Source organism: Saccharothrix syringae, assembly GCF_009498035.1.
GTDB lineage: Bacteria > Actinomycetota > Actinomycetes > Mycobacteriales > Pseudonocardiaceae > Actinosynnema > Actinosynnema syringae.
This window is the reverse complement of sequence record NZ_CP034550.1, coordinates 6,969,758-6,983,702: the sequence shown is the minus strand read 5'-3', so window position 1 is coordinate 6,983,702 and position 13,945 is coordinate 6,969,758. Positions and strand designations below refer to the sequence as shown.

Genomic DNA, 13,945 nt, shown 5'->3' with positions numbered 1-13,945 from the left:
GCGGTCGCCCCGCGAACCCTTTTCCGGCGGCGGGCGGTCGCTACGGCGCCAGGCGCACGAAGGCGTGGACGCCGGTGCCGCCGGGACCGGTGTGGACGCGGACCAGGTCGGCCAGGGCGTTGACCATCAGCAGGCCGCGGCCACCGTGCTGGTCCCGCCCGGCCGGGTGGCGCCCGGCGAGCGGGTCGGCCAGCAGGCCGCCGTCCTCGACGGTGCAGACGAGGTGGTCGGTGTCGAGCCAGACGGTCAGCCGGCAGCCGCCGCCGGTGTGCCGGAGGCTGTTGGTCACCAGTTCGGTGGTGATGAGCGCGAAGTTCGCGGTGCGCTCGGCGTCCAGCCCGTGGCGGTGCGCCTCGTCGACGGCGACCCGGCGGGCGGCGCGGATCTCGGCGGTGGTGGTGACCACCAGCACGTGGCCGCCCGGGACGGGCATGATCGGGGTGTTGCAGCGCTCGATGACGGCGTCGGGGGAGTAGCGGTCGCTGCCGGTGCGCTCGGTCGCGTCCCACACCAGGGGGTGGGTGGCCAGGGCGTCGGCGAGCACGTGCCCGGCGAGCGCGGCGGTGTCGTAGGGGCAGGCGATGGTGACGTCGCGCCCGGCGAAGGCGTGGTTGATCAGCGCCTCGTGCTGGGCGCAGGCGGGGTACTCGGTGTCGGTGCGGCCGGCCCAGATCGGTTCGCCGATGATGCGCACGTGCGCGTCCGGGTGGGCGTCGGCGAAGCGGCGCAGCACCCCGGGGATGATCCGGCCGGGGTTGCGGCCCACGACCTCCATGTCGAGCAGCAGCACGTCGCCCGCGTCCGCGCCCAGGGCCTCGCGCAGCAGCCGCAGCCGCGCGCCGGGCACCGCGGCGGCCACGGGGTGGCCCTGCGCCAGGCCGTCGGTGACGAAGGGGACCAGCAGGGCCAGGTACTCCTCGTCGGAGCCGTAGAACACGGCCGGGTGAATGAAACCGCCCAGGGCGTTGCTGTCGGTGGTCGTCATGCGGCGCGCTCCGGGTGAACGTTGGTCAGGCCGAGCAGGTCCACCAGCGTGGCCACGCCCTCCCACGCGGTCCGCAGCACGACGGGCGCACCGAGGTCTGCGGCGTGCGCGGACAGGTGGATCAGGGTGCGGTGGTCGAGGAAGTCGAGGCCGCGGGCGTCGATGACCAGCCTTCCGTCCCGGGGGCGCAGCCACGCCCGCCGCAGTGCCAGGGTGAACAGGGCGTCGTCGTGCATGTCCAGCTCCCCGCCCAGGGCCACGGCCCGGTCGCCCGCGGCGTGCAGCCGGAAGCCCGGCGACGGGCTGTTGGTGATCGGGTGCATGCAGGCGAGCTGGGCGAACGCCTCGTCGTCGACCTCCGCGTCCGAGTAGGCGCACATCGCCGAGAACGGGCCGTCGACCATGTAGTGGTCGACCAGGTGCTCGTACCGGGCGACGGCCGCGAGCTGGTCCGGGGTGCGCACCAGGGGCGTGCAGTCGGCGGCGACGCGCAGACCGCCGAACCCGGCCCGCAGGGCGGCCTCGGTGGCCTCGGCGTAGGCGCGCACCTGCGCGTCGGGGTCGACCACCGCGCCGACCGGGTAGGTGGCCTCCAGGGAGGCGACCCGGGCGGCACCGGTCCGCAGCGCCTCGTCGAGGGCGGCGGTCCCGCGCAGGTCCTCGACCAGGTCGGCCACCGCGCCGGGCGCGACGCACCAGACCTGGAGGCCCAGGGCGAGCCCGTCGGCCAGGAACTCGCGGGCCCGCTCCCGGAACTCGCGCCGGTCGCGGTAGCGCCAGCACAGGTGGTCGTGGGCGCCCAGCCCGCGCACCTGGTCGACCAGTCCCGACCTGCGCACGTCGGTCACCTCCGCGGGCGGTCGTGTCGTCCCGGTCGGTCAGGACCGGGCGCGGGACCTCGGTGCAGCACCCGCCGCCCCCGAACATAGCCCACCCCCGGTCCACGCGTCGTGGCAGGTCCCGAATGGTCCTCAGTGGACTGGCGGGGTCGGGCCGGCCACAGTGGCACCCGGGCCGCGCGGCACGTGTACGGTCGTACGCGTTCGCGCGCGGGATGCGAGGTCTTCATGGACACCTCCGGTGCCGGGGGCGCCGTCGCCGGTCGGGTTCGCCGCAACGACCCGGGCCGGCGCGACCGGATCATCGACGCCTGCCTGGACGTGATCGCGCAGGTCGGTGTCGCGGGCGCCTCGCACCGCCGGATCGCCGCGGCGGCGGGGGTGCCGCTGGGCTCGATGACCTACCACTTCGCCGGGATGGACGAGCTGCTGCGCGAGGCGTTCGGGCGGCACGCCCGCGGCGTCGCCGGGCTCTTCGAGCGGCGGATGGGCGTTGCCCGGGACTTCGAGGGCGCCAAGGGCGCGGTGGTCGACATCATCACCGCCGACGTCGCGGGCGACCGGCGCGACCTGGTGATCAGCTACGAGCTCTGCGCCCTGGCCGCGCGGGACCCGGCGTTCCGCGACATCACCGACGCCTGGGCGGCGGCGAGCAGGCGGGCGCTGGAGCGCCACTTCGACCCCTTGACCGCCCGGATGCTCGACGCGTTGATCGAGGGGCTGGTGCTGCACCGCGCCCTCGGCACCGCGCCGCCCGACCCCGCCGCGGTGGTCGCCGCCGTCGAGCGCATCACGGCTCCCGGCGCCCGTGTCGGACAGGCGGTTCACGCGGCGGGGCGCGGCCGTGACCGGACCCCGTGACCGGACCCCGTGGCCGGGACCGGGAACCGTGCCGGGTGGGCCGGGTTCCGGATCTGCGCGGACGCCCCCACGGCTATGTACGACCGTACGTACCCGAGGTAGGCTCGGGGTAGCGGCCCACTGCGGGCCGCGACTCACCGGCGAATCCCCCGAGGTACGACCGAACCGCTCCCGCCTGCTGTGTGAGAGCGCTCTCACGACCTTGGGAGCGCTTCCAGGGCACCAGGGCGCTGGTGGCCACCCGGTCGCCGAGGCACCCCGCCGGCCGTCAGCGAACTACGGAGAACCACGTGGACGACACCCCGCCCTTCCGCGACCCCGCCCGGCCGATCCCGGACCGGGTGGCCGACCTGCTGGGCCGCATGACCCTGCCGGAGAAGGTCGGGCAGATGATGCAGTTGGACGCGCGGGAGGACCTGGACGACCACGTGCTGCGCAAGCACGCCGGCTCGATCCTGCACACCTCCCCGGAACGGGTGCTGCGCGCCCACGCGCTGACCGCCCGCACGCGCCTGCGCATCCCGCTGCTGGTCGCCGAGGACTGCATCCACGGCCACTCCTTCCACGAGGGCGCGACGATCTTCCCCACCCAGCTGGGCATGGCCGCCACCTGGGACGCCGACCTGGTCGAGCGCGTCGCGCGGGCCACCGCCGTCGAGGTCGCCGCCACCGGCGTGCACTGGACGTTCTCCCCGGTGCTGTGCATCGCGCGCGACCTGCGCTGGGGCCGGGTGGACGAGACCTTCGGCGAGGACCCGGTGCTGATCGGCGAGCTGGCCTCCGCGATGGTCCGCGGCTACCAGGGCGACGGGCTGGCCGACCCCACCGCCGTCCTGGCCACGGCCAAGCACTTCGCCGGCTACTCCGAGACCCAGGGCGGCCGGGACGCCAGCGAGGCCGACCTGTCCCGGCGCAAGCTGCGCTCGTGGTTCCTGCCGCCGTTCGAGCGGGTCGCCCGCGAGGGCTGCCGGACGTTCATGCTCGGCTACCAGACCACCGACGGCGTGCCGATCACGGTCAACTCCTGGCTGCTCGACGAGGTGCTGCGCGGCGAGTGGGGCTACACCGGCACGCTGGTCACCGACTGGGACAACGTCGGCCGCATGGTCTGGGAGCAGCGCGTGCAGCCCGACTACGCCCACGCCGCCGCGGCGGCCGTCCGGGCGGGCAACGACATGATCATGACCACGCCCGGGTTCTTCGAGGGCGCCCTGGAGGCCGTCGAGTCGGGCCTGCTCGCCGAGGCCGAGCTGGACCGCGCCGTGGCCCGGATCCTGTCGTTGAAGTTCGAGCTGGGCCTGTTCGAGGACCCCCGCCACCCCGACGCCGACCGGCAGCGCGCCGTGATCAACCACCCCGACCACGCCGCGCTCAACCTGGAGGTGGCCCGGCGCTCCCTGGTGCTGCTGCGCAACGACGGCACCCTCCCGCTGACCGGGGGGCGGGCCCGCCGGATCGCGGTCGTCGGACCGCTGGCCGACGACGCCCAGACCCAGTTGGGCGACTGGGCGGGTTCGTCCGGGCAGGCCGACTGGCTGCCCGACGGCCAGCCCCGCGAGATGATCACCACGGTGCTCGACGGCCTGCGCGCCCACGTGCCGCCCGGCTGGGAGGTCGTGCACGCCCGGGGCGCCGACATCCTCACCCTGGCGCCGGACCCCGAGGGCGACACCTTCCCCGACGGCCAGCCGCGCCCGCAGGTGGTCGTGCCCAGCCCGCCGGACGAGGCGCTGATCGCCGAGGCGGTCGCCGCCGCCCGGGACGCCGACTGCGTCGTCGCCGTCGTGGGCGACCGCGTCGAGTTGGTGGGCGAGGGGTGCTCCACCGCCACCCTCGACCTGGTCGGCGGCCAGATCGCCCTGCTCGACGCCCTGGCCGCCACCGGGACGCCGCTGGTCGTGGTCCTGCTCGCCTCCAAGCCGCTGGTGCTGCCCGAGTCGACCCGCGACGCCGCGCTGCTGTGGGTGGCCAACCCCGGCATGCGGGGCGGGCAGGCCGTCGCCGAGGTGCTGCTCGGCCTGGTCGAGCCCAGCGGCAGGCTGCCGATCTCCTTCGCCCGCCACGTCGGGCAGCAGCCCACGTACTACAACCAGGTGCGCGGCCAGCACGGCACCCGGTACGCCGACCTGACCCAGGACCCGGCGTTCGCCTTCGGGGAGGGGCTGTCCTACACCCGGGTCGAGTACGCCGACCTGCGCCTGGAGGTCGACGTGCTCGCGCCGGAGGATCACGTGCGGGCCGCCGTCACGCTGCGCAACACCGGCACGCGGCCGGCTCGGGAGACGGTGCAGGCGTACGTCAGCGACACGGTTACCTCGGCCAGTTGGGCGGACAAGGAGCTGAAGGCGTTCCGGCAGGTCGAGCTGGGGCCGGGGGAGACCGTCACCGCGCACCTGGACATCCCCGTCGCCGACTGCACCATCGTCGACGCGCGCGGCCGTCGGGTGGTCGAGCCGGGTGAGTTCACGCTGCTGGTCGGGCCGTCGTCGCGGGACTCGGCGCTGCTGCGGGTCGGGTTCACCGTGAAGAGCCCCGCCTGAACCGGGCGGGCCTGCCGGTTCGGCAGGCCCTGCCCGGGGGGCAAAGCCCGGGGGGCAAAGCCCGGGGGGCAAAGCCCGGGGGGCAAAGCCCGGGGGGCAAAGCCCGGGGGGCAAAGCCCGGGGGGCAAAGCCCGGGGGGCAAAGCCCGGGGGGCAAAGCCCGGAGCCCGGGAAGCCGGGAAGGATCAGCCCGCCAGGGCGCCCACCCGCCGCAGGATCTCGTCGCGGCCCAGCGTCCGCGCCATGCTGAACAGGTCCGGGCTGCGGGTCGACCCCGTCAGCGCGACCCGGATCAGCTGGGACGCCTCGCGGATCGACCCGGGGTAGCCCTCGGGGTTCTTCTTGTACTCCTTGGCGTTCGGCGCGAACCCGAACCGCGCGGCCAGGTCCCTGATCTGGCCGAACCACTCCTGCGAGTCGTCGCTGTCGCGGTAGTCCGCGACGAACGCGGCGGCGAAGTCGCGCACCAGCTGCTCGGGCAGGGCGCCCAGGCGCTCGTCCCCGGCGCGGACCGGCTCGAACAGCCGCGGGAAGAAGAAGCCGTACGCGCCGCGGAAGTCCGACCACTTGCGCAGGTCCTTGCGGGGGTTGTCCACGCCCTCGCGCTCCACCGCCAGCGCGGCCAGCGCCAGGTCGCGGTCGGCGCCGAGCACGTCGGCCAGCTCGGGGTCGAACTCGGCCGCCCAGGTCGCCAGCCGGGGGAGGATCTGCTCACCGCTGAGCGTGGCGATGTAGTCGGCGCTGATGTCCTCCAGCTTCACCAGGTCCACCAGCGGCCCGGCGCCGCCGCACTCGGCCAGGTTGAGCGGCGCGGCCAGCGCCTCGGGCAGCGGCTGCTCGGCGAGCCTGCCGTTGGCCAGCCCGCGCAGGTAGTACAGCACCGCCTCGGCCGGGTAGCCCGCGGCGATGTAGTGGTCGACGCCGGCCTCGGGGTCCTTGCGCTTGGACAGCTTGCGCTTGCCGCCGGGGATCTGCTTCTGCAGCAGCGCGATGTGCGCGTAGGTCGGGATCTCGAAGCCCAGGGCGGTGAACAGCTGCCGGTGCATGGGCACCGAGGGCAGCCACTCCTCGCCGCGGATCACCAGGTTGACCCGCATCAGGTGGTCGTCGACGGCGTGCGCGAAGTGGTAGGTGGGCAGCCGCACCTCGTTGGCCGAGGACTTGATGATCACCACGTCGTTGTAGTTGTCCTCGGCCGACAGGCGGCCGCGGATGGCGTCGTCGAACTCCACGCGCGCGCCGATCTCGCCCGGCGAGCGGAACCGCACGACGTAGGGCCGCCCGGCCTCCAGCTCGGCGCGCACGTCCGCCTCGTCGCGGTCGCGCCACAGCGCCCAGCCGCCGTAGTAGCCGGTGGGCACCTTGCGCTCCATCTGGAGCCTGCGGTTCTCGGCCAGCTCCTCCTCGGTGGCGAAGCACAGGTAGGCCAGGCCGCGGCGCAGCAGCTCGCGGGCGTGGGAGAGGTAGATCTCCGACCGCTGGGACTGGCGGTAGGGGCCGTAGTCGCCGTTGCCGTCGTCCTCGTCGGGCTGGGTGCCGAAGTACTCGAAGGCACGGGCGAACTGCGCCAGCGCGCCCTCGACCTCGCGGGCCTGGTCGGTGTCCTCGATGCGGACCAGGAACCGGCCGCCGGTGCGGTGCGCCAGGTCCTTGTCCAGCATCGCCACGTAGATGCCGCCGATGTGCACGAAACCGGTCGGTGACGGACCCAGCCGGGTGACCCACGCACCCTCCGGCACCGGCCGGGGCGGGTAGCGCCGCTCCCAGTGGTCGACCTCGGGCAGGTCTGCCGGGAACAGCGAATCGACGAGGGCGCGGTCGAGCATCGGGCTGGGACCTCCGAGGAGTGGAAAGGCGACCGGCAGCCTACCAGTGGGTACCCGGCCGGCCGGGCCGAGGGAGGGTGGAGGCGACCGTCCACAGGGGACCGGGCGGGCCGCCCCGGTGGTGGGGCCGGGCGGCCGGGAACACGACCGACTCCCCGGCGGGCACCGAGGCCGTGATGGGCGGGCGTCGGTCGGAATTGCAAGAAAGACGACCGCCTGCCCGTGCCCGGCAGTCTCGACTCGGCCATTATATCAGTGTCTTACTCCGGTGGCCCGATCGTGCGGAAAGATCTTGTCGACGAGACCCGATCGGATTCCGCCGACGGATATTCGCTTCCACCGGAAACAACGCGCCAGGACACTCGACCCCATGACCCCGGACCTGGACCGCCTAAAACGTGAACTCTGTTCAATAGCCGCCCACAACCCGACCTCCGACGAGATGGGCGAGGCGATCTCCCGCGCCATCTCCGGCGTGGTCGCCCACGACTCCCTCCACGTCTGCTGGCGGAACCCCAACACCGACATGCCGTCATTCGGCTTCTGGCACCGGCTCACCGCCGAGGTCGGCCGCGCGCAGACGATCAACTACTACTCCGGCCAAGACCTCACCCACCCCGTCGAACAGGCACGCCGAGGCATCCCGGTGCAGGTCGTGGACGCGCACGACCGCCTGGCGCACAAAGTCCTCCTCGACAACGGCTACGCCGGCGAGCTGCGCCTGCTCCTGCGAGCCGCCCACGGCACGTGGGGAACGCTCGTGCTCCTCCGCGAGCAGGGCGCCGCACCGTTCGGGCAGGGCGACGTCGACCGCGTCGCACGACTCGCCCAACCGCTGGTGGCCGTGTCGCGGAGCTACGTCAGGGCGACCCCGCTGCACTCGCCGGACGGGGACCTGCCTCCCGGCGTCATCGTGGTGGGTGCCGACCACGCCGTGCGCGGGATCACGCCCGAGGGGCACGCGTGGTTGCGCGCCATCCGGCTGCCGGGGGCGTTGACCGAGCCGGAGTGGGCGGCTGTCGCTCTTTCGAGTGAAGTCGCGCTGGCCGGCCGGAGGTTCGTGCGCGACCCGACGACACCCCGGCCGGTGACCTGCCTGCCCTCGGCGTACGCCGGTCGCTGGGTCGGCGTCCAGGGCCAACCCCTCGACGCGGACGGCACGGGTGACGTGGCCGTCGTCATCCGCGCGGCCGGTGCGGAGCTGCTGCCCGCGCTCTCCGCCTGGTACGACGTCACCGGGCGGGAACGCGCCGTCATCGACGAATTGCGCGAGGGCATACCGGCGAAGCAGATCGCCCGGCGGCTCGCGTTGTCGGTGCACACCGTGAACGACTACCTCAAGGCCATCTACCGGAAAACCGGCATCGCCGGTCGCGACGAGATCACCGCCGTGCTCTCCGGCTGAATTCACGGCAGCGGATTCCGGGAGAAGAAAGCCCACATGCGGTCGGTGATGTCGTCGCCCGCCGGCCAGAAGTGGGTGCCCCGGTAAACGCGCCACACCACCTCGGTCCCCGCGCGGCACGGGCCGTACGCGGAGGCTTCCACCGGTACGCCCGGTTCGGTCACCGGGGTCGTCGGGCAGCCGTTGCGCCGAAGCCACTCGTCGCGGTGCGCCACGGCCAGCGGGGGGAGGCTGATGACGTCCCCGTCGCTGTGGAACAGGCCCACCGAGATCGGGCGCGCCGGTTCGCAGGGGCTGCCGGTGAACGAGGGGGACACGCCCGCGTAGGCGGCGACCGAGGCGAACACGTCGGGGGCGTCGCACGCCAGCCTGGCCGACATGTTGGCGCCGCTGGAGAACCCCTCCACGTGCACCCGCCGCGGGTTGACGCACCACGTCCCGGAGATGTCCTCGACCACCTCGCGCAGGTAGTCGACGTCACCGGACCGCTGGTCGGCGTCCCACACCAGCCCCGCCGCGGCGGACGGGTAGGCGACGATGAAGTGCCCGGTGGCGGCGGCGGTCGACCACCCCGTCTCCCGCTCGTGCAGGGCGTACGGCTGGAGCGCGCCGTGCAGGCTGAGCAGCAGTGGCACCGGGGGACCGGACAGGCCCGGCGGCACGTTCACGTGGTAGGTCCGGCCCGCGACCTCGCGGCTGACGGTGCCCGGCGTCGGCGTGAGCGTGCAGGCTTCCCCCGAGGCGGAGGGGGCGCCGACGACCAGGAGCCCCGCGCACAGCGAGGTGGCGGTCAGGCGGGCGGTGAGTCGCTGGGCGTTGGTCGACGCGAGCATCGCGGTTCCTCCTCGTTCACGGCCGGGGACGAGCGTCGCGGGCGCCACGTGCTCCCGTCACCCCCCAATGTTGGGGGTTACCGGCACGGGCGCGTGGAACGACCGTGGGGTCCACGCCGGCCGCGGCCGGCGTGCGATCGACATCCACCGGAGGGGGAGAAAATGCGGAGGAAGATCGGCGCCGTGCTCGTGGCGGTCGCGGTGGCGCTCGCGTCCGGCACCGTGCCCGCCCAGGCCGCCGCGGGGAACGCGGACCTGCTGTGGCACAACCGGAGGACCGGTGAGGTGGGCGCCTGGCTCACCGACGGCCACGGCGCGGTGGTCGGGGAGAACCGGCTGTCCTGGACGTGCGGTCCGGGCTGCGCGGACCAGTGGCGCGTGGTCGGCGGCGGTGACTTCAACAACGACTTCACCTCCGACGTGCTGTGGCACAACGCCACGACGGGCGAGCTGTCCGCCTGGCTCCTGGACGGCCGGGGCACCGTCACGGGGGCGTTGGCCCTGGACTGGACGTGCGGTCCCGACTGCGCGAGCCAGTGGCGGGCCGTCGCCATCGGCGACTTCAACGCCGACGACAAGTCGGACGTGGTGTGGCACAACGCCGCCACCGGCGAGGTCGCCGTGTGGCTGCTGGACGGCAGCGGTCACGTGACCGGTGACCCGCGGCTGTCCTGGACGTGCGGACCGGGCTGCGCGGACCGGTGGGAGGTCGTGGGTGCGGGCGACCTCAACGAGGACAGCCTGGACGACCTGCTGTGGCACAACGCCACCACCGGCGAGGTGTCCGCGTGGCTCGCCAACGGCAGGCAGCAGGTGACCGGTGCGCTGACCCTGGACTGGACGTGCGGGCCGGACTGCGCGAACCAGTGGGACGTCGTCGGTGTCAACGACTTCAACAACGACTTCAAGAACGACGTGGTGTGGCACAACGCCGGCACCGGTGAGGTCGCGACGTGGCTGTTGGACGGCAGCGGTCACGTGACGGGTGACCCGCGGCTGTCCGCCAGGTGCGGCCCCGGCTGCGCGAACGACTGGCAGGCCGTGGCGACCGGCAACTTCGGCTGACGCCGACACCGACGCCGACACCGACGCCGACGGGTCCGGCGCTCCCGGGGGAGCGCCGGACCCGCACCGACCTCACCCCGAAGCGGTCAGCTGCGCGATCACCGCGTCCACCGTGTTCCCGCCCAGCAACGCGCGCGTGGGCAGCCGCACCCCGGTCTCGGCGCGGACCCGGGCGATCAGCTTGGCCGCCAGCACCGAGTCCATGCCCAGGTCGGGCAGGCGCCTGGTGCGGTCGACGTGGTCGGCACCCAGCAGCGCGCGCACCTGCTCGACGAACCACTCGTCCAGCGCCGCGGGCCGCTCCGGGGCGACCTCGCCCGGCACGCCGCGCAGCTCGCCGACCACCGCGCCGTCCGCCGCCAGCAACCGCACCACGTCGCCGTCGGCGCGCTTCCACACCCGGTCGGGCAGGGGCGCCGCCAGGGCCACGGAACCGAGCGCCGGCTCCGCCAACGCGTCCACCAGCGGCACGGCGTCCCCGTCGGGCGTACCCCGCCCGGTCAACGCACAGGCCGCCCCGTGACCGCTGAGCACGGTCGTCCACGTCGACAGGCCGTCCTCGCCCGCCTCCTCCGACCGCACGGTGAACCGCCACCCGCCGCCGTCCGCGTGCAGCACGACCCGCAGCGGGCTGCCGGGGGTCGCGGTGCCGTGGTGGTGCAGCCCGGTCAGCTCGGCGCCACCGCCGGTCACGCGCGTGACCGCGGTCAACGCCACCTCCAGGCACACCGCGACGAGCCGCCCGGCCTCCGGCGCCCTCCGGCGCGGGTCGAACGTCCGCACGTCGTCGGTCGGCACGGCCGCGGCCGGCCGGGTGGGCACCCAGTGCCGCCTGCCCTGCCACGGGTACAGCGGCAGGTCGGTGAACGAGCCGGGCGGCTGCACGGCGTCCCACCGGACCTCGTGGCCCCGCGCGTACGCCTCGCCGAGCCCGGCCAGCACCGTGCCCAGCACCGGCTCCTCCCGCACGGCCGAGGTGATCGCGACGCCGTCCACGCCGGCTTCCCGGGCGCGGTCGGCCAGCACCGGCCCGAGCACCGGGTGCGGGCTGATCTCCACGAACGTCACCGGCCCGCCCCCGGCGAGCACGGCCGCCACCGCCGGGCCGAACCGCACCTGCTCGCGCAGGTTGCGCACCCAGTACCCGCCGTCCAGCTCGGGACCGCGCACCCGCTCGCCGGTGACCGTGGAGCGCATCGGTACCAGGGCGTGCCGGGGCTCGACGTCCGCCAGCGCCCCGGCCAGCTCGGCGCGGATCGGGTCGATGTGCGGCGAGTGGGAGGCGTACTCGACGTCGACGTACCGGCAGAACACGCCCGCCTCGCGCAACGGCGCCACGACCTGCTCCAGCGCCGTCGGCTCACCGGCCAGCACCACCGAGTCCGGTCCGTTCACCACCGCGACCGCGACCTCGTCCGCGTGGTCGCCGACGGCGCGCAGCGCCTCCTCCTCGCCGATGCCGAGCGCCGCCATCGCGCCCCGGCCGGGCAGGCGGGCGATCAGCTCGCCGCGCCGGCACGCGATCGCCGCGCCGTCCCGCAGGGTCAGCACGCCCGCCGTGCACGCCGCCGCGATCTCGCCCATGCTGTGCCCGATCACGACCTCCGGCTCCAGCCCCCACTCCCGCCACGTGGCCGCGAGCGCCACCTGGAACGCCCACAGCGCGGGTTGCAGCTCCGCCGGCCCCGCCAGCGAGTCCAGCCGGTCGGGCAGCCACCAGCCCGCCTCGGCCCGGATCGCCTCCGCGCACGCGGTGAACTCCCGGCGGAACGCGGGCTCCACCTCGTACAGGTCGCGGCCCATGCCCTTCCACTGCGAGCCCTGTCCGGAGTAGACGAACACCACCCGGGGCGGGCGCGCCGGCACGGCGGGGGCACGCGCGGCGGCGCGCAGGCCCGCCGCGACCTCGGCGGCGTCCGCGCCGGACACCGCGATCCGGTGGGCGTGGTGGCTGCGGCGGGTCGCCGCGGTGAACGCGACGTCCACCAGGCCCTCGTCGCCGGCGCGCTCCACCACGTCCGCGTACGCGGCGGCCAACGCCCGCGCGGCGGCCTCGTCGCGCGCCGACACGGGGACCAGGTGCGCCTCGCGCCGCGGCCGCTCCCGCTCGCGCGGCCAGGGCGCGGGCGCGGCGCGCAGCACCAGGTGCACGTTGGTCGCCGACAGGCCGAACGAGCTGACCCCGGCCACGGCGGGCCGCCCGGTGGCCGGCCACGGCCGCGCGCCGGTCACCAGCTCCAGCGCCGACCCGGCCAGCACGGGGTGCGGGTCGAGCACCCGCAGCGTGGCGGGCAGGACGCCCCGGTGCAGCGCCAGCGCCGTCTTCGCCAGCCCCGCCAGCCCGGCCGCCGCCTCGATGTGGCCGATGTTCGACTTCACCGAGCCGACCAGGCACGGCCGCTCGCGCGGCACCGAGCCGAAGACCCGGCCCAGCGCGGTCAGCTCCACCTCGTCGCCGACCGGCGTGCCCGCGCCGTGCGCCTCCACGTAGTCGACCTCGGCGGCGGACACCCCGGCGTCCGCGTGCGCGGCGCGCAGCATCGCCGCCTGCCCGTCGACGCTCGGCGTGATCAGCGTGTCGCTGCCGCGGCCGTTGTTGTTCACCGCGCCACCGAGGATGGTGGCGTACACGCGGTCGCCGTCGCGCAGCGCCGCGCCCAGCGGCTTGAGCACCACGGCCACCGCGCCCTCGCTGCGCACGTACCCGTCGGAGCCCGCGTCGCCGAACCGCCTGCGCCCGTCCCGCGACAGGATGCCCGCCTCGGAGAGCGGGAAGTAGAAGTCGGGCGCCAGCAGCAGGTTCACGCCGGCCACGATCGCCGCCTCCGCGTGCCCGGACCACAGGTCGCGGCACGCCAGGTGCACGGCCAGCAGCGACGTCGAGCACGTCGCCTCGACGCCCAGGCTCGGCCCGCGCAGGTCGAGCAGGTGCGACAGCCTGCCCGCCGGCATGCCCCACGCCCCGTTGCCCGCCACCGCGTGCATGTCCGACAGGCCCGCGGCGCGGACCACGTCCCAGTAGTCGGCGTTCAGGCACGCGGTGTAGACGCCGGTCGCGCTGCCGGCCAGCCCCTCGGCGGTGAGGCCGGCGTCCTCGACGGCCTCCCACACGGTCTGGGCCATCAGGCGGTGCTGCGGGTCGATCCGCGCGGCCTCGTGGCCGGAGATGCCGAAGAACCCGGCGTCGAACAGGTCCACGTCGGCCAGGAACCCGCCCAGGCGGGTCGAGATCCGGCCCGGCCCGGGTTCGGGGTCGTGGTAGCGGTCGACGTCGAAGCGGTCGGCCGGTATCTCGCCGACGGCGTCGGTCCCGGTCTCCAGGAGATCCCACAGCTGTCGAGGACCGTGCGCCCCCGGCAGTCGGCAGCCGATGCCGACGACGGCGACCGGTTCCCGGACTTCCCCCTCCTCGCGCATGTCCCTCCTCAGCCCGCGGAGGCACGTGATGGCACGCGGCGGGTGCGCTGCCCCCGGTTCCTGCGGTCCTCTTCAGACTTGAGCGGGGCGGGTGCGGCGACAACCCCGACTTGACGGAGTGCGGAGCCGAGTTCGGTGTTCTTCGTCCGGAAGTGCCCGGATCGTCCCCCTGCGA

At 74.6% G+C, this 13,945-nt stretch carries 9 protein-coding genes; 4 read left to right on the top strand and 5 right to left on the bottom strand.

The window, feature by feature from the left end:
- Window positions 1–40: 40 nt before the first annotated feature.
- Together EKG83_RS29585 and EKG83_RS29580 are read right to left on the bottom strand one after the other, a co-directional pair.
- A complete protein-coding gene (locus EKG83_RS29585) occupies window positions 41–985 on the bottom strand; it encodes a sensor histidine kinase (protein WP_033430174.1) in 945 nt (314 codons plus the stop codon).
- Window positions 982–1,824: an MEDS domain-containing protein gene (locus tag EKG83_RS29580; RefSeq protein WP_051765453.1), complete on the bottom strand. Its 843-nt coding sequence runs from the start codon at window positions 1,822–1,824 to the stop codon at window positions 982–984. The genes EKG83_RS29585 and EKG83_RS29580 overlap by 4 nt, the downstream gene beginning before the upstream one ends.
- A gap of 228 nt (window positions 1,825–2,052) precedes the next feature.
- Here EKG83_RS29580 and EKG83_RS29575 point away from each other — a divergent pair, with 228 nt between their 5' ends.
- Together EKG83_RS29575 and EKG83_RS29570 are read left to right on the top strand one after the other, a co-directional pair.
- Window positions 2,053–2,685 carry a TetR/AcrR family transcriptional regulator gene (locus tag EKG83_RS29575; protein WP_051765395.1) on the top strand — a complete coding sequence of 211 codons (633 nt, stop codon included), beginning with the start codon at window positions 2,053–2,055 and terminating at the stop codon, window positions 2,683–2,685.
- A 290-nt stretch (window positions 2,686–2,975) separates the two neighbouring features.
- The gene (locus tag EKG83_RS29570) at window positions 2,976–5,225 is read left to right on the top strand and encodes an exo-beta-d-1,3/1,6-glucosidase (protein WP_194282947.1); all 2,250 of its coding nucleotides are present in this window, start codon (window positions 2,976–2,978) and stop codon (window positions 5,223–5,225) included.
- Between the two features lie 184 nt (window positions 5,226–5,409).
- Here the strand turns inward: EKG83_RS29570 and EKG83_RS29565 are convergent, their stop codons facing one another.
- Window positions 5,410–7,050, bottom strand: coding sequence for a glutamate--tRNA ligase (locus EKG83_RS29565; protein ID WP_033430170.1), 1,641 nt, complete (start codon window positions 7,048–7,050; stop codon window positions 5,410–5,412).
- Window positions 7,051–7,492: 442 nt separating this feature from the next.
- Between EKG83_RS29565 and EKG83_RS29560 the strand changes: the two genes are divergently transcribed.
- A complete protein-coding gene (locus EKG83_RS29560) occupies window positions 7,493–8,455 on the top strand; it encodes a helix-turn-helix transcriptional regulator (protein WP_051765393.1) in 963 nt (320 codons plus the stop codon).
- 2 nt (window positions 8,456–8,457) lie between these two features.
- Here the strand turns inward: EKG83_RS29560 and EKG83_RS29555 are convergent, their stop codons facing one another.
- Entirely contained in the window at window positions 8,458–9,288 is an 831-nt protein-coding gene (locus EKG83_RS29555) for an alpha/beta hydrolase family esterase (protein ID WP_228122268.1), read from the bottom strand.
- 162 nt (window positions 9,289–9,450) lie between these two features.
- Here EKG83_RS29555 and EKG83_RS29550 point away from each other — a divergent pair, with 162 nt between their 5' ends.
- The gene (locus tag EKG83_RS29550) at window positions 9,451–10,353 is read left to right on the top strand and encodes a hypothetical protein (protein WP_033430168.1); all 903 of its coding nucleotides are present in this window, start codon (window positions 9,451–9,453) and stop codon (window positions 10,351–10,353) included.
- Between the two features lie 72 nt (window positions 10,354–10,425).
- Here EKG83_RS29550 and EKG83_RS29545 read toward each other — a convergent pair whose 3' ends face one another.
- Complete coding sequence (locus tag EKG83_RS29545) at window positions 10,426–13,770, bottom strand: type I polyketide synthase (RefSeq protein ID WP_051765391.1); 3,345 nt, start codon at window positions 13,768–13,770, stop codon at window positions 10,426–10,428.
- Window positions 13,771–13,945: the final 175 nt, after the last annotated feature.

Bases quoted from the DNA above. Each gene is read 5' to 3' on its own strand.
- EKG83_RS29585 (WP_033430174.1), bottom strand. From the start codon at position 985: ATGACGACCACCGACAGCAACGCCCTGGGCGGTTTCATTCACCCGGCC.
- EKG83_RS29575 (WP_051765395.1), top strand. From the start codon at position 2,053: ATGGACACCTCCGGTGCCGGGGGCGCCGTCGCCGGTCGGGTTCGCCGC.
- EKG83_RS29565 (WP_033430170.1), bottom strand. From the start codon at position 7,050: ATGCTCGACCGCGCCCTCGTCGATTCGCTGTTCCCGGCAGACCTGCCC.
- EKG83_RS29560 (WP_051765393.1), top strand. From the start codon at position 7,493: ATGGGCGAGGCGATCTCCCGCGCCATCTCCGGCGTGGTCGCCCACGAC.
- EKG83_RS29555 (WP_228122268.1), bottom strand. From the start codon at position 9,288: ATGCTCGCGTCGACCAACGCCCAGCGACTCACCGCCCGCCTGACCGCC.
- EKG83_RS29550 (WP_033430168.1), top strand. From the start codon at position 9,451: ATGCGGAGGAAGATCGGCGCCGTGCTCGTGGCGGTCGCGGTGGCGCTC.
- EKG83_RS29545 (WP_051765391.1), bottom strand. From the start codon at position 13,770: ATGCGCGAGGAGGGGGAAGTCCGGGAACCGGTCGCCGTCGTCGGCATC.